We start from the raw sequence: 24186 nt of genomic DNA, 5'->3' as shown, positions 1-24186 counted from the left end.
GTAAAAATATAATGAGTAATAAAGTAGCTTTAATTACAGGTGTAACTGGCCAAGATGGTGCTTACTTAAGTGAGTTTTTATTGAAAAAAGGATATGAAGTACATGGTTTAAAACGTCGTTCTTCTCTTTTTAATACCGATCGTATCGATCATTTATATCAAGATCCGCATATGGAAAACCGTAATTTCTTTTTGCATTATGGCGATATGACAGATAGTACCAACTTAATTCGATTAATTCAAGAAATTCAACCAGACGAGATTTACAATTTGGCAGCAATGAGCCATGTTCATGTCTCCTTTGAAGTTCCCGAATATACCGGAAATGCAGATGGATTAGGTACTTTACGTATTTTAGATGCTGTACGTTTATTAGGTTTAGAAAAGAAAACAAGAATATATCAAGCTTCTACTTCAGAACTATATGGAAAAGTTCAAGAGGTACCACAATCTGAAACGACACCTTTTTATCCACGTAGCCCTTATGCCGTTGCAAAGATGTATGCCTATTGGATTACTGTTAATTACCGTGAAGCTTATGGTATGTATGCGTGTAATGGTATTTTATTTAATCATGAATCACCAATACGTGGGGAAACGTTTGTAACTCGTAAAATCACACGTGCTGTTTCTAGAATTGCTTTAGGACTTCAAGATAAATTCTATTTAGGTAACTTAGATGCAGAACGTGATTGGGGTCATGCCAAAGATTACGTTCGTATGATGTGGATGATACTTCAAGCAGATGAAGCAGAAGATTGGGTAATTGCGACAGGGAAAACCACACGTGTTAGAGAATTTGTTAGAATGGCCTTTGCTGAATTAGGAATAACTTTAGAATTTAAAGGTGAAGGTGTAGAAGAAAAGGCCTATGTAGTATCTTGTGACAATCCAGACTTCCAATTAGAAAAAGGAAAAGAAGTATTAGCGGTCGACCCTAAATATTTTAGACCAACCGAAGTTGAATTACTTATTGGTGATGCCTCAAAGGCAAACAATAAATTGGGGTGGATTCCGAAATACGACTTACAAGATTTAGTTAAAGATATGATGCAAAGTGATATCAAATTAATGCAGAAGGATCAGTTTTTGAAAGAAAACGGATATGATACTTTAAATTATTTCGAATAGGCTAAAACCATCAAATGAAAAGTATACATAAACAATCTAAAATATACATTGCAGGACACCGCGGTATGGTGGGTTCTGCTGTACGGCGAGCTTTAGAAGCAGATGGTTTTACCAATATTATTGGAAAAACAAGCTCTGAATTAGATTTACGCGATCAAAAAGCGGTTTCAAATTTCATAGCTTCAGAGCAACCTAATGTAATAATTGATGCGGCTGCACGTGTAGGAGGAATATTAGCGAATAACGATTTTCCGTATCAATTTTTAATGGAGAATCTACAAATTCAGAATAACTTAATAGATGCTGCTCATAAATTAAATGTCGAGAAATTTATCTTTTTAGGAAGTTCTTGTATTTATCCAAAGTTAGCGCCACAGCCTCTAAAAGAAGACTGTTTGTTAACAGATAGTCTAGAGCCCACTAATGAATGGTATGCTATTGCTAAAATTACAGGAGTGAAAGCATGCGAAGCTATTAGAAAGCAATATCATAAAGATTTTGTGAGTTTAATGCCTACAAACTTATATGGCTCCTTTGATAATTTCGATTTAAAAACATCCCACGTATTACCCGCTATGCTTCGTAAGTTTCATGAAGCAAAAACAAACGGTCATACGCCAGTAACTTTATGGGGTAGTGGTAGGCCAATGCGGGAGTTTTTGTATGTAGATGATATGGCAGAAGCCGTTGTGTTTGCGGTAAATAATATATTGCCAGAACATTTATATAATGTGGGAACAGGTACAGATGTTACCATTAAAGAATTAGCCGAGACTATCCAACAAGTTATTGGTCATGAAGGGGACATTATTTGGGATTCAGAAAAACCAGATGGAACACCTAGAAAATTAATGGATGTTTCGAAATTAAAGAATGCAGGTTGGCAGTCCTCAACATCACTGTTGGAAGGTATAAAATATACATATGCTTGGTTTTTGGAAAATCAAGACACATTAAAACAAGTTAAATTGTCTAAATAAATCAGAATGAAAATTAAAAACATTTGTTGTATAGGTGCTGGGTACGTTGGAGGACCAACGATGGCTGTAATAGCACAAAAGAACCCGGGAATTAAAGTAACTGTTGTCGATTTAAATGAAAAGCGTATCGCTGCTTGGAATGATGATAATTTAGATAATTTACCTATTTACGAGCCTGGTTTAGATAAGGTTGTTGGAGAAGCACGAGGAATAAATTTATTTTTCTCAACAGAAGTAGACAAAGCAATCGATGAGGCTGAGATGGTATTTATTTCTGTAAATACACCGACAAAAACTTACGGTGTAGGTAAAGGGATGGCTGCAGATTTAAAATATATTGAATTATGTGCACGTCAGATTGCTCGCGTAGCAAAAGATAATAAAATTATCGTAGAAAAATCTACGCTGCCTGTACGTACAGCACAGGCTATTAAGAGTATATTAGATAATACAGGAAATGGAGCTAAATTTCAGATTTTATCCAACCCAGAATTTTTAGCAGAAGGTACAGCGGTAGAAGATTTAATGGCGCCTGACCGTGTGTTAATTGGGGGAGAACAAACTCCAGAAGGTTTAGAAGCTATTGATGCATTAGTAAATGTTTACGGAAGTTGGGTAGCACAAGAAAATATTATAACGACTAATTTATGGTCGTCTGAGTTGTCTAAATTGACTGCAAATGCCTTTTTAGCACAACGTGTGTCTTCTATAAATTCATTATCAGAATTATGTGAGGTAACTGGGGCAGATGTAAACGAAGTTGCAAATGCCATAGGAAAAGATAGCCGTATTGGACCAAAATTCCTAAAAGCTTCTGTTGGTTTTGGAGGGTCTTGTTTTCAAAAGATATATTAAATTTAGTATATATTGCAAAATCATACGGACTTGATGCTGTAGCCGATTATTGGGAACAGGTAATTATTATGAACGATCATCAAAAGCATCGTTTTGCTAAAAATATGATAAAAACGCTTTACAATACCGTTTCTGGTAAAAAGATTGCGTTTTTAGGTTGGGCATTTAAAAAGGACACGAATGATACCCGTGAGTCTGCAGCAATTTATGTAGCCGATATTTTAATAGATGAACAGGCTGAAGTGGTAGTATACGACCCTAAGGTTACAGAGCAACAAATGTATAGTGACTTAGATTATTTGCAAACACGTAGTTCTCAAGTAAACGAAAAAGGCTTAACCGTAGTTAAAGATCCGTATCAGGCTTTAGAAGGTTCTCATGCCGTAGCTGTTTTAACAGAGTGGGATGAGTTTAAAACCTATGATTGGCAAAAAGTTTATGATAATATGCAAAAACCAGCCTTTGTATTCGATGGTCGAGGTGTGCTAGATAAAGACGCTTTAGAGACTATTGGATTTAAGGTGTATGTAATTGGGCAGTAATTATGGAATCTAAAACTATTTTAGTGACTGGAGTTGCTGGCTTTATTGGCTTCCACGTAGCGAACCGACTTTTAGAGTTGGGCCATTGTGTTGTGGGGCTTGATAACATTAATGACTATTATGATGTTAATTTAAAATTAGACAGATTAGCTCAGTTAGGCATAGATAAAATTGGTGCTCAACAGGAATCGAAATGGACAAGCAGTAATACATTTGGCGAGCGTATGCAATTCACTAAAATAAATTTAGAAGATCGTGATGCTTTGCCGAAACTATTTCAAAAGCATAAGATTGATATGGTATGTAATTTGGCAGCTCAAGCCGGGGTACGTTATTCCTTAGAAAACCCTAATGCTTATGCGGATAGTAACCTAATAGGGTTTTTAAATATTTTGGAATGTTGTAGGCATTATAATATTTCACGACTAGTATATGCGAGTAGTTCTAGTGTTTACGGAAATAGTGATTATGTGCCTTTTATAGAAACAGCCAATGTAGATCATCCTATAAGTTTGTATGCAGCTACAAAAAAGGCAAACGAGTTAATGGCTCATACTTACAGCCATTTATATGGATTTGAAACTATTGGTCTTAGGTTTTTTACCGTATATGGGCCATGGGGACGTCCAGATATGGCGATGTTTTTATTTACAGATGCTATCATCAATGATAAACCTATTAAGGTTTTTAATAATGGGGACTTGTCTAGAGACTTCACTTATATAGATGATATTGTATCAGGAGTTACTTCAACATTGTTAAAACCTTCCGATTCAAAATCATTATATAATCTTTATAATATCGGAAATAGTCAACCGGTACAATTGTTAGACTATATTGAAGCAATTGAAGAAGCGCTTAATAAAAAGGCTACAAAAGTACTCCTTCCAATGCAAGCAGGAGATGTAAAGCAAACTTTCGCGGATGTTGGAGCACTTCAAAAACAATATAATTACAAACCTGAAACTAGTGTAAAAGACGGTATAACCGATTTCGTAAACTGGTATAATAATTATTATAATTAAGTAATGCAAGATACAATAGAAAAAGAAGATTGGGATATTGAGATTTATCCCAAATCTAAATTATTTGATATTAATTTTAAAGAACTTTGGCAATATAGAGATTTATTAACACTATTTGTACGACGAGATTTTGTTGCTGTATATAAACAAACTGTTTTTGGTCCTCTATGGTTTTTTGTACAACCTGTTTTAACTACCATAATGTTTATGGTGGTCTTTGGAGGTATTGCAAAAATGAGTACAGATGGTTTACCTCAAGCAGTTTTTTACCTGTCAGGGATAGTCTTATGGAATTATTTTGCAACTACTCTTAGTGCAACATCCAATACATTTACAGCAAATAAAGGAGTATTTGGGAAAGTTTATTTCCCTCGCTTGGTTACTCCTATTAGTATCACTGTTTCTAAATTGTTAACTTTTGGAGTCCAGTTTTTGTTATTTTTAGGAGTTTTTTTTATTACTTAGTGTTTAAAGAAACTAGTATTGTTCCTAATTTGTATATATTGATAATTCCTGTTCTTATATTAATGACTGCAGGTTTAGCCTTGGGGCTGGGCTTAATTATAACGGCTTTAACAACGAAGTATCGAGATTTTACGTTTTTGATTAGTTTTGCGATACAATTAGGTATGTATGCTACACCTATAATTTACCCTGCAAGTTCAATAAATGGAAGGATGAAAACGATTATTATGTCTAACCCTATGAGTGCCATTATTGAAACATTTCGGTATGCTTTCTTGGGAGTGGGTGATTTTAGTTGGGGAGCTTTAAGTTACAGTTTTTGTGTTACTATTGTTTTGTTGTGTATTGGAATTTTTACCTTTAACAAGGTAGAGAAAAGTTTTATGGATACCGTTTAGGTCCTTATTAATTTAAAAGTTATAAAATGAAACCTGCTATAAAAGTAGAAAATTTAAGTAAACAATATCGTCTAGGTACTGTTGGAACTGGAACGTTTGCTCATGATGTAAATCGTTGGTGGCATACGGTGAGAGGGAAAGAAGATCCTTACCTGAAAATCGGAGAGGCAAATGATAGAACAAGTAAAGGTAATTCAGAATATGTATGGGCTTTACAAGATATTAATTTTGAAGTGAAGCAAGGAGAGGTTTTAGGTATTATAGGTAAAAATGGTGCAGGGAAATCTACATTATTAAAACTATTAAGCCGTGTAACTGCTCCCACAACAGGAAGTATAAAGGCCCGAGGTCGTATTGCTTCATTATTAGAGGTTGGTACTGGATTTCATCCTGAGTTAACTGGTCGTGAAAATGTGTTTTTAAATGGGGCCATTATGGGAATGACTAAACCAGAAATTCGATCAAAATTTGATGAAATAGTTGCTTTTGCTGGTTGTGAACGGTATATAGATACCCCTGTTAAACGGTATTCTTCGGGGATGTATGTGCGTTTAGCCTTTGCTGTGGCGGCACATTTGGAGCCCGAAATTTTAATAGTAGACGAAGTGCTTGCAGTAGGGGATGCCGAATTCCAAAAAAAGGCCATTGGTAAAATGAAGGAAGTAAGTCAAGGAGGTGGACGTACAGTCTTATTCGTAAGCCATAATATGGCTAGTATTGAACAATTATGCGATAGTTGTGTATTAATGGAGAACGGTAGTATAAAATCTGTCAATACGACATCGAAGGTAATCGAACAGTATATTTCTATGAATTTGGATAAGAGTAGTGTTTCGTGGAAAGATAGAAACGATAGGAAGGGTGATAAAAAAGTTTTATTTGAAGGAATTAGTTTATTTAATAATGATAATAAGAAAATTGACTCAGTTTTAACTGGTCAGGATCTTAGAATTAAAATTTCTTATAGTGCAATTGATAAATTTTCTTTTAATAGGGTCAAAATTTCTTTAGGTTTAAGGGATTCAAAGGGTGTATTGCTATTTTCTTGTCCTAGCGATATATTTAATGTTGGAGGAATATTAGGTTTAAAAGGGCATTTAAATTTAAATATTCCTAATTTTCCTTTACCAGAAGGTGTTTATACTTATAACATTTTTATAGAAGTGGATAAAATGGTTTCAGATTGGATTCAAGAAGCAGGTATTATTACGGTTGTAGGAGGTGATTTTTATAAAACAGGTAAATTACCACCAAAATCTCATCCTGGTGTACTTATTAATTATAATTGGGAAGTTTTAAACAAATAGTAATATATATGGAATTAAAAAAAATTATTACAAAGTTAAGGTATGGTAGTAAAGAACCTATTTTTATTATAGGTTGTGGGCACAGTGGGACTTCGATTATGTTATCAATTTTATCCTTTCATCCAGAGGTTTATGGGATACCTAATGAAACATTTTTATTTTTAGATAAACCTTTCAACTATAATTTGATTAAAAAATATTTTAATGATGCTGGTAATAAGCGATTATTAGAAAAAACACCAAAACATGTATCTAAAATAACAGATATTATTAAGGTTTTTCCTAAAGCAAAGTTTATAGTAATGGTAAGAGATGGAAGGGACGTAGCATCCTCTTTAAAGAAGCGGAATGGTGATTACTTAGGAGGTGTTAATCGATGGGTAAATGATAACAACCTTTGGTTGAATTCAAATTTTAGTGAAAATATTTTTATGGTAAAATTGGAAGAACTTACACTCAAAGGATATCCAATTATAGAAGAGGTGTTAAATTTTTTAAATCTTAAACCTTATCCTGAAATAATGAATTATCATAAGGAAGAACGAGAGTTTTTTAAAAATAATAGAACGAATAAAGAATATGATGATCATACTCAATATCGAAATACTCAAATCAATAGACCTCTTCAGGCATCTACAGTAAGGTGGATAAATGAAATTTCAGATGAAGAAAAGGCAGTCTTTAAAGATAAAGCTAATGATTTATTGATTCAGTTTGGTTATGAAAAAAATCAAGAATGGTAATCTTGTTTAAATGAAAAAAATAGCTCCAATTATTCTTTTCGTATACAATCGTGCAGATCATACTCTAAAAACTTTAGAAGCACTTTCTAAAAATGCTTTAGCTGATCAATCTATACTTTACATTTTTGCGGATGGACCTAAATCAGATGCATCAACTACAGACTTAAATAAAATAAAAGAAACTAGAGCTGTTTTAAAACAAAAACAGTGGTGTGGAACGGTCAATGTTATTGAATCTGATACAAATAAAGGTTTAGCAGAGTCAATTATTTTTGGAGTATCTGATATTGTAACGAAATATGGCAAAGTAATCGTTTTGGAAGATGATATTGTAACTTCTCCAGGATTTTTACAATATATGAATGATGCGTTAAATTTTTATGAAAATGAGGATGAGGTAATGCATATTTCAGGGTTTATGTACCCTCATAAAATGAATTTACCAGAAACTTTCTTTTTTAATGTTCCTTTATGTTGGGGCTGGGCTACTTGGGATAGAGCATGGAAATACTTTCAAAAGGATACAGATAAATTATTAAAATTTGCTACCCAAGGTGATAATTGGCAATTGATAAATAAATTTGGAGGTGATTTTTTAGGATCTCAATTAAAATTAAATAAATTGGGAAGAATGAATACTTGGTTTATTAAATGGCATATTAGTGTTTTAATGAAGAAAGGGTATACGTTATATCCTAGTATTTCACTAGTTGAGAATATTGGTTTTGATAATACAGGAGTTCATAATGGATCAACAGACAAATTTAAACAATTTAGACTTTCAGATAATATAAAAGTTAAAGATATTACTTTTTTAGAAAATAAAGATGCTGAAGAAATTATCAAACAGTTTTATGGTATCAAGAATGAATTACAACCATCAAATTTTGAAATTTTAAAACGTAAATTAAAATTCAAAAAATTAATTGACAAACTTTTCTTTAAATTTTTTCCAGAAGTAAGACATCAATTGAATAAACAGCAACAGCCTTTTTCTGGTAAACATAATACGTATTTAGGAATTAAGACTAAGATTTATCCTCCTTATGCTTTATCCGAAGTACTTGTCGGGGATTATACATATTTGGCTCAAAATAGTCTTATTAGTAATGCCATTATTGGAAAGTTTTGTTCTATCGGTCCCAATTTAGTTTGTGGTTATGGCATTCATCCCACAAAGGGGGTTTCTACAGCCCCAATGTTTTATTCAACAATGAAACAAAACGGAATGACTTTATGTGATAGGGATAAAATCAATGAGCGTGAAACTATTTTTATAGGGAATGATGTATTAATAGGAATGAATGTAACAATATTAGATGGAGTAAAAATAGGAGACGGTGCGATTATAGGGGCTGGTTCTGTGGTGAGTAAGGATATACCTCCCTATGCAATTGCTGTGGGAAGTCCAATAAAAGTGATAAAATATCGTTTTTCAGATCAAACTATTCGTGAGTTGCAAAGATTGAAATGGTGGGATTTGCCAGATGATCAATTAGGTATAATTGAGAAAAATTTCTGGAATATTGATAATTTAATTTCAGAACTTAAAATAAACTAGATTATTAATTTTTTACCTAACAATTGTTTAATCCAATTAATAGGAGATTATTAATAATAATTATGAATCTGGTATGTCGAAATATTTAGAATGGGAAATAAAATATACAATGATTAACCGATTAATTTATAAAATGTTACCTTTTTTATCAAAAAAATCTTACCCATATTTACAAGAAAATATTAATGGGGAGGGTAATCAGATTAATGTTAATAGAACGAAATTTAAAAATTCAATATTAAGAATTAAAGGTAATAATAATCAGATTGTTTTTGAGGAGGAATGTTCTTTCCATCAATTATTAGTTTATATAAAAGGAGATAACAATACTATTCATGTATCTAAAAATGTACGTTTAAATAAAAGCGGAGAGTTTTGGATTGAAGATAATAATTGTAGTATAAATATAGGTAGTAATACAACTTTTGAAAATGTGCATATTGCGGCAACAGAAAACAAATCAAAAATTAGCATTGGAGAAAATTGTATGTTTGCTAGTGATATTGATATAAGAACAGGGGATTCTCATTCTATTCTTGATAATTTGACTAAACAACGCTTAAACTATGCTCAGGATGTGTTTATAGGTAATCATGTTTGGGTTGCTTCACATGTATCTATATTAAAAGGAAGCATCTTGTCTGAAGATTCAGTTGTAGCAACAAGATCTATAGTAACTAAGCACTTTAATAAAAATGTTTTGATTGGTGGTGCTCCAGCAAAGGTTTTAAAAATAAATATTAATTGGGATAGAGAACGGTTATAAATGTTGAAAAAAAATAATAAAACGAAAAACTGGCCTATTACGGTAATAACAATTAACTATAATGACTGCGAAGGTTTAAAGAAAACTTTTGAATCCGTATTTGATCAATCTTATGAGAATTTCGAGTATATTGTTATTGATGGAGGATCTACAGATGGTAGTAAAGAGTTAATCGAGTTAAATAATGATAGAATTAATTATTGGGTGAGTGAAACTGATGATGGGATTTACAATGCTATGAATAAGGGTATTACTATGGCCAATGGTGAGTATTGTATTTTCATGAATAGTGGAGATTGTTTCTTTAATAAAGAAATTCTTGAAGTTTTTTCACTAAATATGTCTAAAAATGATTTTGTTTATGGAAACATGATAGCAGAGGATAATGAAGGAAAAAGAAAAGAATATTTATACCCAAATGAATTAAATTTGGAGTTTTTTAGCACAGGTTTTTTGGCTCATCAAGCTATTTTTACAAAAACAGATATTTTAAAAGAATTTAGAGGCTATAGACAGGATCTTAAAATATTAAGTGATTGGGACTTTTATGCTAAAGGAGTTTTGTTACGTAATTTATCGTATCAACATATAGATAAATTTGTAACTGTTTTTAATAGAGAAGGAATAAGTGGACATAAAGCCTTTTTAGAAAAAAAGAAAAAGAATTAAATGAAATAAAGGCTGAAATATACCCAATTGAAGTTTGGAATGCTTTAGGTAATTTAAAAAGAGAAATGAACTTTTGGAAATCCAAATATGAAGGGATAATGAATAGTAGACTTATGCTATTTGCTTTAAAAGGAATTGATATAAAAAATAAAATTAGTACCTTCTTAAAAACAAATAAAACATGAGAATTTATTATTATATACCATATCATGACAAGCCAAGTTGGGGGATTGGTATTGTTATGCATCACATTTCCATTTTAAACGAAAACGGTTTTAATGCTTCCGCTATTATTAGAGATGAAAAAACCACATATGAATGGTTAGATTTTGATGTACCCTCAATTACACGTAAAGACTTTAAATCTGTTAAATTAGAGAAACAAGATGTTTTAGTTGTTCCAGAAGTCAGTGTTGATTTTAAATCTTTAAAGAAACTTAATTGTATAAAGATCTTATTCATTCAAAATTTAGGTTATGTTTTTAATAATTTACCTAAGAATGAAACACACAAAAGTTTAGGATTTGATTATGTATTTTCTATCATGCCACATATGAGTGGTGTTATAGAGAAATATATTGATTTACCTGAAGTTATGATACCTCCTTTTATTTTAGAAAATTTTAAAGTGGAAGAAACAAAAATGGGGTTTGATCATAAAAAAAATAAGATTGTAATGTTTCCCAAATTTGATCAAATCGATTATAAAATTGTATATAGTTTATTGAATCGTAGATATGGGAAGAAACTGAATTTTTTTGAACGAAAAAAATGGGAGATTGTTGAACTAAAGGGGTATACGCATAAAGAAGTTTCTGATGTTTTTAAGGAGTCAAAATTTTTTATAGCGCTAAATACTTTTGAATCTTTGAATGCTTCAATAGTTGAAGCAATGGCGTCAGGCTGTATTGTTTATACTTATGAAGGTTATGGATCTCGAGACTTTATAAGGGATGGTGAAAATTGTTTTTCTTTTCAAAATAATGAGCCATATCTTTTAGTCGAAAAATTAAACCAATTTATAGACCAGATTTCAACTAATGGAGATTTAATTTATGAAATGCAAAAAAATGCACGGCATACATCTGAATCTTATAGTAGAAGTAAAACAGAGTACGCTTTAGTAGAATTTTTTAACACACTTAAAAGATGATAGTATGCTTTCAATCATAATTTGTTCAGTAAAGCCAGATTTATTATCTCAAGTAAAAAATAATATAAATAAAACAATTGGTATTAAATATGAAATAATTGCTTTTGATAATAGAGTAGAATCTTTAGGTATATGCCAAGTATATAACTTGTGTGCTAAGAAAGCTATTTATAATAATTTATTGTTTATACATGAAGATATTCTTTTTCACTCAAATAATTGGGGTTCTGAGTTAATAACACTTTTAGATAATAAAGATGTTGGCTTAATCGGAATGGCAGGGGCCATTTATAAATCTGCCGAACCAACACCATGGGTAGCATTACCCTCAAAATACTATAGGAGTAATGCTTTTTTTGATGAAAAGAACCGAAATAAAAATACATATCTAGAGAATCAGGAAGTCGTTGTAGTTGATGGGATGTTCTTGGCTACACGTAAAGAAATTTGGCAAAAGATACCTTTTAGCGATCAATTAAAAGGTTTTCATATGTATGACATAGATTATTCTTATCAAATAAAAAAAAATAATTACAAAATAATAGTACCCAAAAATATAAAAGTGCAACACTTATCTCACGGAAGTTTCGATGATATATGGTACCAGGAATCGTGTAAATGGCATAAGAAAAAGAATTACCTGTTTTTTTAACTAAAATTAATAAAGAGGAAGAAAAAGAGATTGAAATAGCAGGAAGTGTCTGGCACATTAATTTCTTATTAATAAATAAAATAAACCAAAAAGAACTTTTTAAACTCTATTTTAAATTAGTAAGTAATGGAAACAAATTTTATTTCGGAATTTTGAATAAAATTATTTTTGAAACCAGCATTAAAAAACTAATCCAGGCCATAAAATTAAGAAGGGAAAATGTTAATAGAGTTGTTTTAAATAGAATATTGAAATCAAGAATAAGAAACAACAATTTTGCAATTATTTCCAACAATTGTTGGGGAGGGGCGATTTATAAAGCTTTAGATTTACCTTATAATACGCCTTTTATAGGTCTTTTTATTAATTCTCCATGTTACATAAAATTACTCCAAAATTTTGACTTCTACATGCGGGAAGAAATGACTTTTCAGGAATCTTCAATGTATCCAATTGAAAATATTCATTATCCAATAGGAGTTTTAGATGATGTCGAAATTCATTTCTTACATTATAAAAGTGAGGAAGAGGCTAAAAATAAGTGGGATAGAAGGAAAGAAAGAATGTTAAATAGTAATTATAGACTTTATTTTAAACATGATGATAGGGATTTTCCTTTAATTTCAGATATATTATTATTTCATAAACTAAAGCATCTGGATGCAATCTCGTTCTCAAAAGAAAAATATAAACCTAATAGTAATATTATGCTTAGTAATCCTGAAGACATGATTTTATTACATACAACATTTCATCTCTTTGATGTAGCTGAATTTATTAATACGGGAGTTGTGAAAAATACATTGTTTAACAAAATTCAAAATAGAATTTTTAAATATCCTCCTACATGGACATAAAAGAATTTAAAGCAACAAAGATTGTTATTTTTAATAAAGATGTTCCTGCAGGAGTATCAACCATATTAAAAAACATTATAAAATTTAAGCCTAAAAGTAATTTAAAATATAAATTAGTATTATATAAGTATGAGGAAAAAAATCATAATACTATATCTGAAGATTGGTGTGATGATGTTGTTAGATTTAATTTAAGTGGTTTTGATAACTTATACCATACGTTAAATACAATTAGAGAAACAGTAAATAGTGAATCAATTATTGTTGCTAATGATATTACAGAATTACGAATGGTAGTGTTATTAAAACTTTCTAATCCATTAATTTATATAGTGCATGGTGACTTTGAGACTTATTATGGACATTGTGAAATATTTCAGGATTACATCGATAAATTTATTGTATACAGTAAATTTATCAACGATAAGTTAAATCTTAGATTAAAGCCGGCCAACAGGCATAAAGTAAACCTTATTTATTACCCCGTACCAGAAGTAAAAAATGAATTAGTCGAATTTAAAGATAATATTCTTAAAATCGTTTTTGTCGGTAATTTAATAGAGCGTAAGGGTGTTGACTTATTACCTTCTATTATTGAAAAACTGGAAGATAAAGACATTAAATACCATTTTAATATTGTAGGTAGCGGTGAATTGAACTTTTGGTTGCAAGAAGCGTTCCAGAATAATAAAAATGTAACATTTCTTGGACAAAAAAATAATGAGGAAGTTATTGAGATATTAAAAAGAAATAACGTGTTGCTATTTCCAACACGATCTGAAGGTTTGCCTAATGTTTTAGTAGAGGCTATGAAGTCTGGATGTGTTCCTATTATTAGTTCTATAGAGAGTGGTATTCCGGAAGTAGTTTCTCAGAATAAAGATGGCATACTGGTAGAAGTTAATAATGTTGATGCATTTTCGGAATCATTAATTGAACTATATACTTCTCCAGACATTTTAGAAAAGATGAAAGAAAATGCAATTGTTAAAGCAAACAAAATGTTTAACCCTGAAAAAAATGCAAAGAATTATTTTGATGCATTTACACAAGTTTCGGTTAATTTAAATAAATTAAATAATGTACCAAAAATACCTTTAGGCCCTATTTTAAATAAAAGATGGATCCCAAATAGAATAGTCCAATTTATAAGGAAATTTAATTTTAATCCAAATTTTTAATGAGAAATTTGCATGAACCACTTGTTTCGGTGCTGATGACTGTTTATAATCGCGAAAGATATATAGCTGACGCGATAAAAAGTGTTTTAGCATCTACATATAAAAATTGGGAACTTATAATTGTAGACGATCGCTCGAATGATACTTCTTTGCAGATAGCAAAGACTTTTGCCTCTCAAGAAGAAAGAATTAAAGTATACCTAAATGATATGAATTTAGGAGATTATCCAAACAGAAATAAGGCAGCTTCATATGCTAAAGGTAAATACTTAAAATATGTCGATGCCGACGATATGATATACCCCTACGGTTTGGAACAGTTGGTGTATTATATGGAACAATATCCTTCTGCAGGGTTTGGTTTATGTTCAATAGAACAGGATGAAAAATGCATATTCCCTTTTGTATTAAATTCTAAAGAGAGTTATGAAAGACATTATATTGATAAAAAATCTATTTTTCATAAGGCTCCTTTATCGAGTATAATTAGAAGAGATGTGTTTGAGGAAAAAAAAGGTTTTGCTAATGTTAGACATTATGGTGATTATGAATTATGGCACCGTTTAGCTTTGGATTGTTCATTAGTATTAATGCCTCACGGTATTGTTTGGTACCGTTTATCTGATGGTCAAGAAGCATCTATTAGGAAAAAAAACCCCATGAATGCTTTAAAAACATTAATGGTTGGTCAAGATTTTATAAACAGACAAACTTGCCCTTTGGATAATACTTGTAAAAAACAAGTAAATTTGGTATATGAAAAAAGAATTTCCAAACTAATACTGTCGCAAATAAAATATTCTAATTTTTCAAAATTTAAAGAAATGAGAAAATATTATGGAATAGGATATCTTGGTTTAGTAAATAATGTGTTATTAAAATGAAAATTTTATTAGACGCATTTAAAACTAGCTTAGAGTCTTTTTTTAGAAAGATATATTGGTTGTATTTATTACAGAAATCAAATATAGGAAAGAATGTTAAGGTTTTTTTGCCAATTATAAGAGAAGGCAAGGGAACTTTAACGATTGGGAAAGAAAGTACTTTAAAACAGTATTCGCTTTTTGGTATTGATAAAAAAAGTAAAATGACTGCAGCCAATAATTGTGTTTTTCACAGTAATAGTGAAATTAAGTTGAAAAAAGATACCAGTTTAACTATTGGGAATGATTTTAGTATAGGTGAATTTTCAAAAATGTTTATTGCCAATCATTGGTTTATAGGAAACAATGTCAGTATCGCTAATTACTGTGCAATTTTCTCTAGAGAGAAAAAAGGAAATGGAAGACTAGTGATAGGAGATAATTGTAATATTGGGGATGGGACTATATTAGACCTTGTAAATGATGTCTCAATAGGGAACGATGTTGCAATTGGGCCTAATTGTACTTTGTATACTCACGATCATGAATATACAAATAAAGAATTACCAGCATGGAAAGGTGCAATTGTCTCTAAACCCATTCAAATAGGAGACGGAGCTTGGATAGGTTCGGGAGTCACTCTTTTACCAGGTGTTAAAATTGGTAAACGAGCTGTTATTGCTGCAAGCTCTGTTGTAACTAGGGATGTTAAGGAGGAAACTATTGTGGGAGGCATCCCTGCTAAATTGATAAAAAATATATGAGATTTAAATTAGTTTCAATAATAATACCTTTATATAATTCTGAAGCATGGCTTGAAGAGACTATGAATTCAGTATTAAATCAAACATATAAAAATATAGAAGTCATAGTAGTAGATGATTATTCGACAGATAGGTCTTTTGAACTTGCCAAACAATATGAAGCAGATAATATAAAAGTTGTCAAAAATATTAGGAAAGGCGCATGTGCCGCAAGAAACTATGGTTTTGAATTGAGTGAAGGGGAATATATACAATATTTGGATGCAGATGATTTATTGTGTAAAGAGAAAATTGAAATACAAATTAAAGAGCTTCACGGCGAAACGAGCGAAGTCATTTCTAGTGGTGTTTGGGGAAGATTTTATGATAAAACAGACAATGTTAAATGGCAAAATCAAGAAGTAAATCAGGATTATGATAAAGGCTACAAATGGCTGAATGATTCTTGGAGAGGAAAAGGTATGGGAGCGGTACATTGTTGGCTTGTTCCAAGAGCTATTATTCAAAAATCAGGCATCTGGGATGAAGGTCTTAGAATAAATCAAGATGGAGAGTTTTTTACTCGTGTTTTATTAAATACAAAAGAAATTAAATTTTGTAAAAACGCAAAAGTTTTTTATCGATCAGGAAATCCAAATAGTATATCCCAATCAAATAACTTAAGTTTTCAAAAGGCAGAAAGCCTATTGAAATCGTATATTTCATACAAGAAGGAAGTAAAAAAAGTTAATTTGACCAATGAGCTAAAGTGCGGATTAGGATATAATTTTCTTCATTTTATATATTTATATAAGTATACCTTTCCGGAATTATCAAAAACAGCCTCATTGGAATTTTATGATCTTGGTTTTAAAAAGATGTGGCCTGTTGGTGGTGAGAAATTTAAAAAATTAAGCTCTATTCTAGGCTTTAAGAATACACTTAAAATAAAATCAATAATAAATAAAATAAATAGATAATAAGAATGAAAGTATTTACAGCCTTTATAAAGTCAATGGGCAGGGAACTATCAAAGATAGTTTATTCAGTTTATTTATTAAGTAGATTTAACTTTAAAGGAAATCCAAGAATTGATTTCCCTTTAAATGTGAGGGGTAAAGGAAGAGCTTTAATAGGCGATAATAATAGGTTAGGAAAACATAGTTTTATTACAGTAGAAGGAGAGCTAGTATTAGGAAATGATAGTCATATTCATTCTAATTCTCAATTAATTGTAGAAAAGAATGCATCCTTTAAAACGGGGGGCAACTTTCAATTAGAGCCCTTTTGTGTAATTAGAGTTAAGAATTCTAATTGGAAACTAGGAGAAAACATATCTATTTCTTCATATTGCCAACTATATTCAAGAGAGAAGGGGATGGAGGGCAATTTAATTATAGGTAACAATTCTAATGTAAGTAATAACACGATTATTGATTTAAGTGGTGATGTTATTATTGGAGATAATGTAGCTATTGCTAACAACTGTTTCATATTTACCCATAATCATAAATATACTGATAAATCTGTTCCTTCTTGGAAAGGAGGGTTAATTATTAAGAATGTAGTGATTGAAGACGGTTGTTGGATTGGGGCAAATACAAAAATACTTCCAGGAGTTTCGATAGGTAAGAGAAGTGTAGTAGCCGCAGGTTCTGTAGTGACTAAAAATGTTTTAGAAAATACGATTGTTGCGGGAAATCCTGCAAAATTGTTAAAAAGTATCTAAATGAAAACAGCAATAGTGAGCCCTTCAGGAAAATTCTACGGAAGTGAACAAACACTTTTTGCTTTTTTATGTGGAACACATAAAGAGTATGATGTCTATATAAAAAAAGAGTATAATGGTTTGCTTGAGGAATTAAATAATGTGAATAATTTGAAGCATACACTTTATCAATTTGATAACTTAAATTGGTTTTATCTCACATTGGCATTTAAGTTATTTTATAGGTACAATAAAGTTTATGTAAATGAGGGAGGACATTCTAAGTATATTATAATTTTAGCAAGACTATTTTTCTGGAGAAATTTCATTATTCATGTTCGATTAACGGAGGATACAGAAAAATCGAGATTAAAACAGATTCCTGAGAATGTTAAATTAATCAGTACATCAGAATTTATAGCTTCGTTGATTTATGATAATGTTCGAATAGAATCTCAAGTTGTTAGTTCGCCTGCACGAGCATTTAAGTCTGATATAGAGTGGAATACTAGTTATGATGATTTAGAGAAGATTAAAGTAGGTGTTATAGGTCGCGTATCTAAATCTAAAGGATTGAAAGAGATGTATGAGTTTATAGATTTCCTAGAGCAGAAAAAAAATAAAGATATCACCTTCTTTTTCTTTGGACATGTTGATAGCTCAGATGAGATTGATAAATTTGTATTATGGTGTGGCCAATTGAATTTTGTAACAATAAATTTCAAAGGTTTTATTAAAGATAAAATAGATATTTATCAAAATATAGATGTCGTAATCCATTTTAATAAGAATGAACCACTAGGAGTTATTTTCCTCGAATCCTTGAATCAAGGAGTGCCTATAGTGGGGTTTAATTCGGGAGGAATTGGTTGTATTGCTAAAAATTTAAGTTTGGACACATTTATGTTGGATAGTGTTGATTGGCATGACGAATTACTTCATAAAATTAAGAATATTAATATTGAAGAATATAAAACAGCCAGATTAAAAATGTTAGAAGCTTATTCTCCAGACGTTTACATTAATAAAATAGATTCATTAATAAATTGAAAAAAATTTTGTATATAGGTCAATATTCGGAGGGGACTACAAGTAAGATGCGAGCAGATCAAATTAAAGCCATTTTATCCGTAGAAAATTTTCAGATTATTAATACTCATATTCCGTTTTTTAGAACATTAAAAATTTTTAGGTCTTTAGGATTTAGATATAAGCTTGGCCCTTTAGTGTATAATACAAATACATTTATTCAAAAGCAAATAAAGTCAAAAAATTACGATTTGATTTGGGTCGATAAAGGAATGATCTTAAGTCGCCGTACATTAATGATTTTGAAGGATAACTCAAAAAAGTTAATTCATTTCACTCCAGACATGGCTTTCTATGAAAATAAATCAAATAAATTTATTTCTAATATAAATTTGTTTGATTATGTTATTACAACTAAATCAAAGGAAATTCCGTTTTATGAAGAACTGGTCGATGCAGAAAAAATTATTTTGACCACCCAAGGATTCGATAAAAATATTCATAAATCATATCATGAATTTAGGGATAAAACTAAAACAGTTGTATTCATTGGTTTAGCTGAAGACTCCAGGTTTAAACTAGTCAAGTTTTTATTAATGAATGATATTGAAGTAACCGTTGTAGGAAAGGGATGGGGAAGTTTTTCTGAGAAATATAAGGATAATACAAAATTTAATTTTTTAGGAGAATCAATTTTTGGAGAAGATTATAGTAAGTTAATTTCTTCTTCAATGTTTTCTCTAGGGATGTTGTCTAAAAGATTTCCAGAGTTACATACAACGAGGACATTCGAAATTCCTGCATGTGGGACAGCCTTATTAACAGAAAGAAATCAAGAAACAACGGCATTTTATAAAGAAGACGAAGTTGTGTTTTACTCTTCTAATGAAGAATTATTAGATAAATTATCATATTATATGAATAATTTGGATGAGTTAGAAAAATTAACGAATAAAGGAAAGTTAAAGGTTATGGATAATGGTTTTGACTATAAAAGTATAATAAAGAATGTATTATTAAAAACTATAGGGCATTAAATGGATAAAATAAGACTTGCAGTAATTCATTCTCTTCCTCTAGAATTCTACCCTCCAGTAACTAATCTTCTGAATATTCTTTCAAAGAATGAAAAATTTAAGATAAAAGCCTATTCTACTAAGAATGAAAAGAAAAGGGATTCATATGTAAATAGTAATTTAGATAGCATCTGCAGGGGAGATTCTCCCACTTTAAATACTAGTTTCACTAGAAAGAAATTTATAGAAATTATTTCTCTATTCAAAATGATGTCAAATTTAATTGCTTTTCGTCCCGATAAAATTTTGTATTATGAAAGCTTTTCTGCCTTACCTGTTTTTTTATACATTTTTATTTTTAATAGGAAGGTAAAATTATATATACATTTTCATGAGTATTTTTCTAATCATTGGTATCAAAAAGTAGCATCTAAGCAAGTTGTCTTGAATCATTATTTGGAAAAAAAATTTTTATTTAAAAGGGCTGAGTGGATTTCTCAAACAAATTCAGATAGAGTTAATCTGTTTCTAAAAGACCATCCAGATATATCAAAAGATAAGATGTATGTTACTCCTAATTATCCACCGAGTTCTTGGAATATTGAAAAGGAGAATTTATTCAACGATAACATTATTAAATGTATTTATGTGGGAACTTTATCGCTTGATTATTCATATTTAAGAGAATTTTGTTCTTGGGTAATCAGTCAAGAGGGTAAAATCTTTTTTGATATATATGGGTATAATTTTAACAGAGAAACTTTAGATTATCTAAGAAAATTAAATTCTCAATATATCAAGTTTAATGAGGACGGAATAGAGTATAGTAAATTACCAAAACTATTGGTTAGATATAATGTTGGAGTTATTCTTTATAAGGCTTTAACTGATAATTTTAAATATAATGCACCCAATAAACTGTTTGAATATTTAGCCTGTGGTTTAACAGTATGGTATTCTGATAAAATGTTTGGTATTAAGTCATATGCTTCTGAAGATGTTATCGCTATTAATTTTGAAAATGTTGAAACTTTACAGTTAGAAGAAGTGATTCCAAGTGTTAAGAAAAATAGTAAACATTTTTTTGCAGAAGTTGCATTGCAAGAATTAATTTTAGAATTGCAAAGAGAACCTAAATAATGTGGTCGACAATAGGAATAATTTCAGTCATTTTTGTAGGTTTTAGATTTGTATCAAATCTAGGAAAGAGCATCCCTATTTTGGAATTCATGCTTCTAATCGCGGGGCTTCAGTGGATTGTGGGGCCTGTATTTGATTACGGTAACGAATTTCATCACTATAAATATTATATGTATGTGACAGAAACCATTTATATGAGTTATGTGGTCCCTGCTTACTTTGTTTATGCAGGAATAATTTTATTTGGCTTAAAAAAGTATAACTTAAAAAAGAAAGACATAAATTTTAAAGGATTCGAATACTACGGGGTATATATATTGATTATAGGTGTATTTTGTGATTTCTTGAAAAGTTATATGCCGGGCAGCTTACAGTTCTTCTTTTTTTTAGTAGCTAATTTTAAGTTTGTAGGTGGGCTTATTTTGTTGTTTTCAGATCAAAAGTGGCACAGGTATTTATTTTATGGAGTAATTGTTTACCTCTTTTTATCTGCTTTGAGATCGGGAATGTTTCATGATTTTTTGTTATGGACTACATTTTATTATATGTTTTGGGCTTATAAATATAAAACAAAAATTAAAATGAACATTATTGTTTTATTGGCAGGTTTCATTCTGAGTACTGCTATACAAGCTGTTAAACATAATTATAGAATGATAATCCAACAAGGATATTCAGGTAATAATACTGAATTGTTTTTATCCATTTTAAGTCAGCGAATTTCTGGAGGAGATTTGGAAAATGAAGAGGAACAGGGACAGTTAAATGTAAGGTTAAATCAAGGATGGATTATTAGTGCTATTATGAATAATGTACCAGGTAATGAGCCATTCGCAGAAGGAGAAACAGTTAAAGATGCTATTTCTGCTAGTGCCTTGCCTCGATTTCTTAATCCAAATAAAAAACAAGCTGGAGGGGTAGAAAATTTTTTGAGGTTTACAGGACTTACTTTAGGAGAAAATACATCTATGGGGTTAAGTATTATAGGTGAGGCTTATGCGAATTTTGGTGTTGTAGGGGGCATTTTTTTTATGGGCATTTGGAGTTGGTCTCTAATTGGTTTTTGGAATTACTTTCTTAGGCAGGTTAATGTAAATACTATTTTAATATTTTTTATTCCACTGCTATTTTTACAAGTAGTTAAAGCCGAAACAGAATTAGTAGTAGTTTTAAATCATTTAGTTAAATCTCTTGTAGTTATATTTCTTTTTATTTGGGCAGGCAAGAAATTTTTAAATTGGAATTTTGAAAGACAATCATAGCTTAAATTATATTTTCAGAAAACGTTTATCTCAATACAATAGTATAGAGGAATTATTTTACAGCATAAATTTAAAAGTATCTGACCGTTGTAATACAAACACGATAGAACTACCTTATTCTGGAGGAAGTCCAGTTGTTTTATTTAAAAATATAAAGAGTTTAACTATAGATAAGAAAAATAACATTCATCATATCACAGGAGATGTCCACTATGTAGCATTAGTGACAGGTAAGAATACTGTTTTAACTATCCATGATATTGGATCCGCGTTTCAAGGGAATTTTGTTAAACAATTTTATATTAAATTATTTTGGTTTTGGTTACCTGCGTTGTTTGTTAAACGTATTACTGTAATTTCAGAATTTACAAAATTGGAGCTGTCAAAATTAATTCCTTTTGCATCGAACAAAATTAGAGTTATCTATAATCCTGTGAATTCCCAATTACACTTTAAACCCAAACCTTTTAATAATATTTCTCCTAGAATTTTATTAATAGGAACTAAAGCTAATAAAAATTTAGAACGTACCTTTGAAGCTTTAAAAGGAATTTCATGTGAATTACGAATTATAGGGGAACTTTCCGAAAATCATATGGCATTATTAAAAAAATATAATATTACATATGTGACGCGAGTAAATATTGACTATGTTGAAGTGGTAAGGGAATATGAACTCTGCGATTTTGTATTGTTTGCCTCCACATATGAGGGTTTTGGAATGCCTATAATAGAAGCACAAGCTGTTGGTAGAGTTGTTATTACCTCTAATTTGGGTGCTATGAAAGAAGTGGCCAAGGACAGTGCCTGTTTAGTAAACCCCTACGAGGTGGAGTCTATTAGAAATGGAATTCAGAAGGTTGTATCAGATGGAAGATATCGTAATATATTAGTGGATAAAGGAATTAAGAATGTCGAACGATTTAGTTTAGAAAATATCTCAAACGCGTATATAGAACTATATAAATCTATTTTAAATTAATTGAATTGGAACACCCTAAAAAGAAAATATTAATTTTTATCGATTGGTTTTTACCTGGAACACGTTCTGGTGGACCCGTACGATCTTATGCAAATTTAATAGCTCATTTTAAAGATGAATTCGAATTTTTAATTGTTACTAGGGATACGGATTATTGTGAAAACGAACCTTATAAAGCCATAACCTCGAATTCATGGAATTCTATAAACGACAATACTAAAGTATATTATATTTCTAACGATCAGTTAAATAAACAAACTATTAAGAGTTTAATAGCAGAAACAACTTTTGATATAGGGTATATTAATGGTATTTATTCTTTAAATTTTTCAATTCTGCCCTTGTATTATTTGAAGAAATCTAATATGCCAGTTGTAGTTGCAGCCAGAGGTATGTTAAACCCACAAGCATTTTCAGTCAAAAAAGGACGTAAAAAAATGTTTTTAAAATTAGCAAAGCAATATGGACTATATAAAAACATTATGTTTCATGCTACTAATGAAGCAGAAAAACAACATATAATAAATAATACAGGAAATTCAAATGTGCTTGTAGCAGCGAACCTACCTCGTTTGATATCAGATGAGAATAGTAAAAGACAGAAGTTAGAAAATGTCGCAAAGATGGTTTGCATTGCACGAATATCAAGAGAAAAAGGGACGCATCACATTTTACATGCATTGATACCTGTTGAAGATGCAACTATAATTTTAGATCTTTATGGTCCAATATATGATTCTGTATATTGGGATGAATGTAAAGAAATTATAAAAAAACTACCTAAAAGTGTTACTGTAACTCATAAAGGTGTAATTGATGGTGACGAAGTACCTAATGTAATTAGGGATTATGAATTTTTAGTCCTGTTATCAGAAGGAGAGAATTTTGGACATGCTATATTGGAAGGTTTATCAGCAGGATGTCCTGTTATTATTTCTGATCAAACACCTTGGAGAGATTTGGAATCTAAAAGCATAGGTTGGGATCTTCCGTTAAAAGATACAAATAGTATCACTGAGGTTTTAATTAAGGCTGCAAAAATGGATGCAGACTCCTATAAGGAGTGGTCTGAGGCAGCTTATAATTATGCAAAAGTATTTTGCGAAAACCCAGAAGTTTTGGAAGCTAATAGACAATTATTCAATTAAAAATAAATAGT

22 protein-coding genes and 2 pseudogenes are annotated in these 24186 nt (G+C 30.5%); all 24 read left to right on the top strand.

Features of this window, described 5'->3' with window-relative positions:
• Positions 1–11 precede the first annotated feature (11 nt).
• The 24 genes and pseudogenes from gmd to A9D35_RS08175 all read left to right on the top strand — a co-directional run bounded on the left by gmd (position 12) and on the right by A9D35_RS08175 (position 24175).
• The gene (gene gmd, locus A9D35_RS08290) at positions 12–1130 is read left to right on the top strand and encodes a GDP-mannose 4,6-dehydratase (RefSeq protein WP_066221503.1); all 1119 of its coding nucleotides are present in this window, start codon (positions 12–14) and stop codon (positions 1128–1130) included.
• Between the two features lie 23 nt (positions 1131–1153).
• Positions 1154–2110, top strand: coding sequence for a GDP-L-fucose synthase family protein (locus A9D35_RS08285; protein ID WP_305775307.1), 957 nt, complete (start codon positions 1154–1156; stop codon positions 2108–2110).
• 6 nt (positions 2111–2116) lie between these two features.
• Positions 2117–3507 (top strand): annotated as a pseudogene (locus tag A9D35_RS08280) (UDP-glucose 6-dehydrogenase).
• Positions 3508–3509: 2 nt separating this feature from the next.
• Positions 3510–4532: an NAD-dependent epimerase/dehydratase family protein gene (locus A9D35_RS08275; RefSeq protein WP_066221497.1), complete on the top strand. Its 1023-nt coding sequence runs from the start codon at positions 3510–3512 to the stop codon at positions 4530–4532.
• A gap of 3 nt (positions 4533–4535) precedes the next feature.
• Positions 4536–5395 (top strand): annotated as a pseudogene (locus tag A9D35_RS08270) (ABC transporter permease).
• Positions 5396–5421: 26 nt separating this feature from the next.
• Positions 5422–6702 carry an ABC transporter ATP-binding protein gene (locus A9D35_RS08265; protein WP_066221492.1) on the top strand — a complete coding sequence of 427 codons (1281 nt, stop codon included), beginning with the start codon at positions 5422–5424 and terminating at the stop codon, positions 6700–6702.
• An 8-nt stretch (positions 6703–6710) separates the two neighbouring features.
• Complete coding sequence (locus A9D35_RS08260) at positions 6711–7445, top strand: sulfotransferase family protein (RefSeq protein WP_141675496.1); 735 nt, start codon at positions 6711–6713, stop codon at positions 7443–7445.
• A gap of 10 nt (positions 7446–7455) precedes the next feature.
• Positions 7456–9006: a DapH/DapD/GlmU-related protein gene (locus A9D35_RS19550; protein WP_066221486.1), complete on the top strand. Its 1551-nt coding sequence runs from the start codon at positions 7456–7458 to the stop codon at positions 9004–9006.
• 73 nt (positions 9007–9079) lie between these two features.
• The gene (locus A9D35_RS08250) at positions 9080–9772 is read left to right on the top strand and encodes an acyltransferase (protein WP_066221483.1); all 693 of its coding nucleotides are present in this window, start codon (positions 9080–9082) and stop codon (positions 9770–9772) included.
• A complete protein-coding gene (locus tag A9D35_RS08245) occupies positions 9773–10441 on the top strand; it encodes a glycosyltransferase family 2 protein (protein WP_066221480.1) in 669 nt (222 codons plus the stop codon).
• A 181-nt stretch (positions 10442–10622) separates the two neighbouring features.
• The gene (locus A9D35_RS08240; protein ID WP_066221477.1) at positions 10623–11594 is read left to right on the top strand and encodes a glycosyltransferase; all 972 of its coding nucleotides are present in this window, start codon (positions 10623–10625) and stop codon (positions 11592–11594) included.
• Positions 11595–11598: 4 nt separating this feature from the next.
• Positions 11599–12246, top strand: a complete 648-nt coding sequence (locus A9D35_RS08235; RefSeq protein WP_066221474.1) for a glycosyltransferase — start codon at positions 11599–11601, stop codon at positions 12244–12246.
• A gap of 152 nt (positions 12247–12398) precedes the next feature.
• The gene (locus tag A9D35_RS08230; protein ID WP_066221471.1) at positions 12399–13103 is read left to right on the top strand and encodes a DUF1919 domain-containing protein; all 705 of its coding nucleotides are present in this window, start codon (positions 12399–12401) and stop codon (positions 13101–13103) included.
• Positions 13094–14284 carry a glycosyltransferase family 4 protein gene (locus A9D35_RS08225; protein ID WP_066221468.1) on the top strand — a complete coding sequence of 397 codons (1191 nt, stop codon included), beginning with the start codon at positions 13094–13096 and terminating at the stop codon, positions 14282–14284. The genes A9D35_RS08230 and A9D35_RS08225 overlap by 10 nt, the downstream gene beginning before the upstream one ends.
• Positions 14284–15168, top strand: a complete 885-nt coding sequence (locus A9D35_RS08220; RefSeq protein ID WP_066221465.1) for a glycosyltransferase family 2 protein — start codon at positions 14284–14286, stop codon at positions 15166–15168. The genes A9D35_RS08225 and A9D35_RS08220 overlap by 1 nt, the downstream gene beginning before the upstream one ends.
• The gene (locus A9D35_RS08215) at positions 15165–15911 is read left to right on the top strand and encodes an acyltransferase (RefSeq protein WP_066221462.1); all 747 of its coding nucleotides are present in this window, start codon (positions 15165–15167) and stop codon (positions 15909–15911) included. The genes A9D35_RS08220 and A9D35_RS08215 overlap by 4 nt, the downstream gene beginning before the upstream one ends.
• Entirely contained in the window at positions 15908–16870 is a 963-nt protein-coding gene (locus tag A9D35_RS08210) for a glycosyltransferase family 2 protein (protein ID WP_066221459.1), read from the top strand. The genes A9D35_RS08215 and A9D35_RS08210 overlap by 4 nt, the downstream gene beginning before the upstream one ends.
• 5 nt (positions 16871–16875) lie before the next feature.
• The gene (locus A9D35_RS19545) at positions 16876–17619 is read left to right on the top strand and encodes an acyltransferase (protein WP_066221455.1); all 744 of its coding nucleotides are present in this window, start codon (positions 16876–16878) and stop codon (positions 17617–17619) included.
• Positions 17620–18648 (top strand): glycosyltransferase, encoded by a 1029-nt coding sequence (locus A9D35_RS08200; protein ID WP_066221452.1) that lies wholly within the window; start codon positions 17620–17622, stop codon positions 18646–18648.
• A gap of 47 nt (positions 18649–18695) precedes the next feature.
• Positions 18696–19664 carry a CgeB family protein gene (locus A9D35_RS08195; RefSeq protein WP_141675495.1) on the top strand — a complete coding sequence of 323 codons (969 nt, stop codon included), beginning with the start codon at positions 18696–18698 and terminating at the stop codon, positions 19662–19664.
• Positions 19665–20783, top strand: coding sequence for a glycosyltransferase family protein (locus A9D35_RS08190; protein ID WP_066221446.1), 1119 nt, complete (start codon positions 19665–19667; stop codon positions 20781–20783).
• Positions 20784–20959: 176 nt separating this feature from the next.
• On the top strand, positions 20960–22045 hold the full coding sequence (locus tag A9D35_RS08185) for a hypothetical protein (RefSeq protein WP_159427050.1): 1086 nt from the start codon (positions 20960–20962) through the stop codon (positions 22043–22045).
• Positions 22029–23027, top strand: a complete 999-nt coding sequence (locus tag A9D35_RS08180) for a glycosyltransferase family 4 protein (protein WP_066221440.1) — start codon at positions 22029–22031, stop codon at positions 23025–23027. The genes A9D35_RS08185 and A9D35_RS08180 overlap by 17 nt, the downstream gene beginning before the upstream one ends.
• 5 nt (positions 23028–23032) lie before the next feature.
• Complete coding sequence (locus A9D35_RS08175) at positions 23033–24175, top strand: glycosyltransferase family 4 protein (RefSeq protein WP_066221437.1); 1143 nt, start codon at positions 23033–23035, stop codon at positions 24173–24175.
• Positions 24176–24186 lie beyond the last annotated feature (11 nt).

It is taken from the genome of Formosa haliotis (genome assembly GCF_001685485.1).
In the GTDB taxonomy this organism is placed as follows: Bacteria; Bacteroidota; Bacteroidia; order Flavobacteriales; family Flavobacteriaceae; genus Formosa; species Formosa haliotis.
Note: the sequence above shows the minus strand (reverse complement) of the source record. Positions and strands in the feature narration are given on the sequence as shown.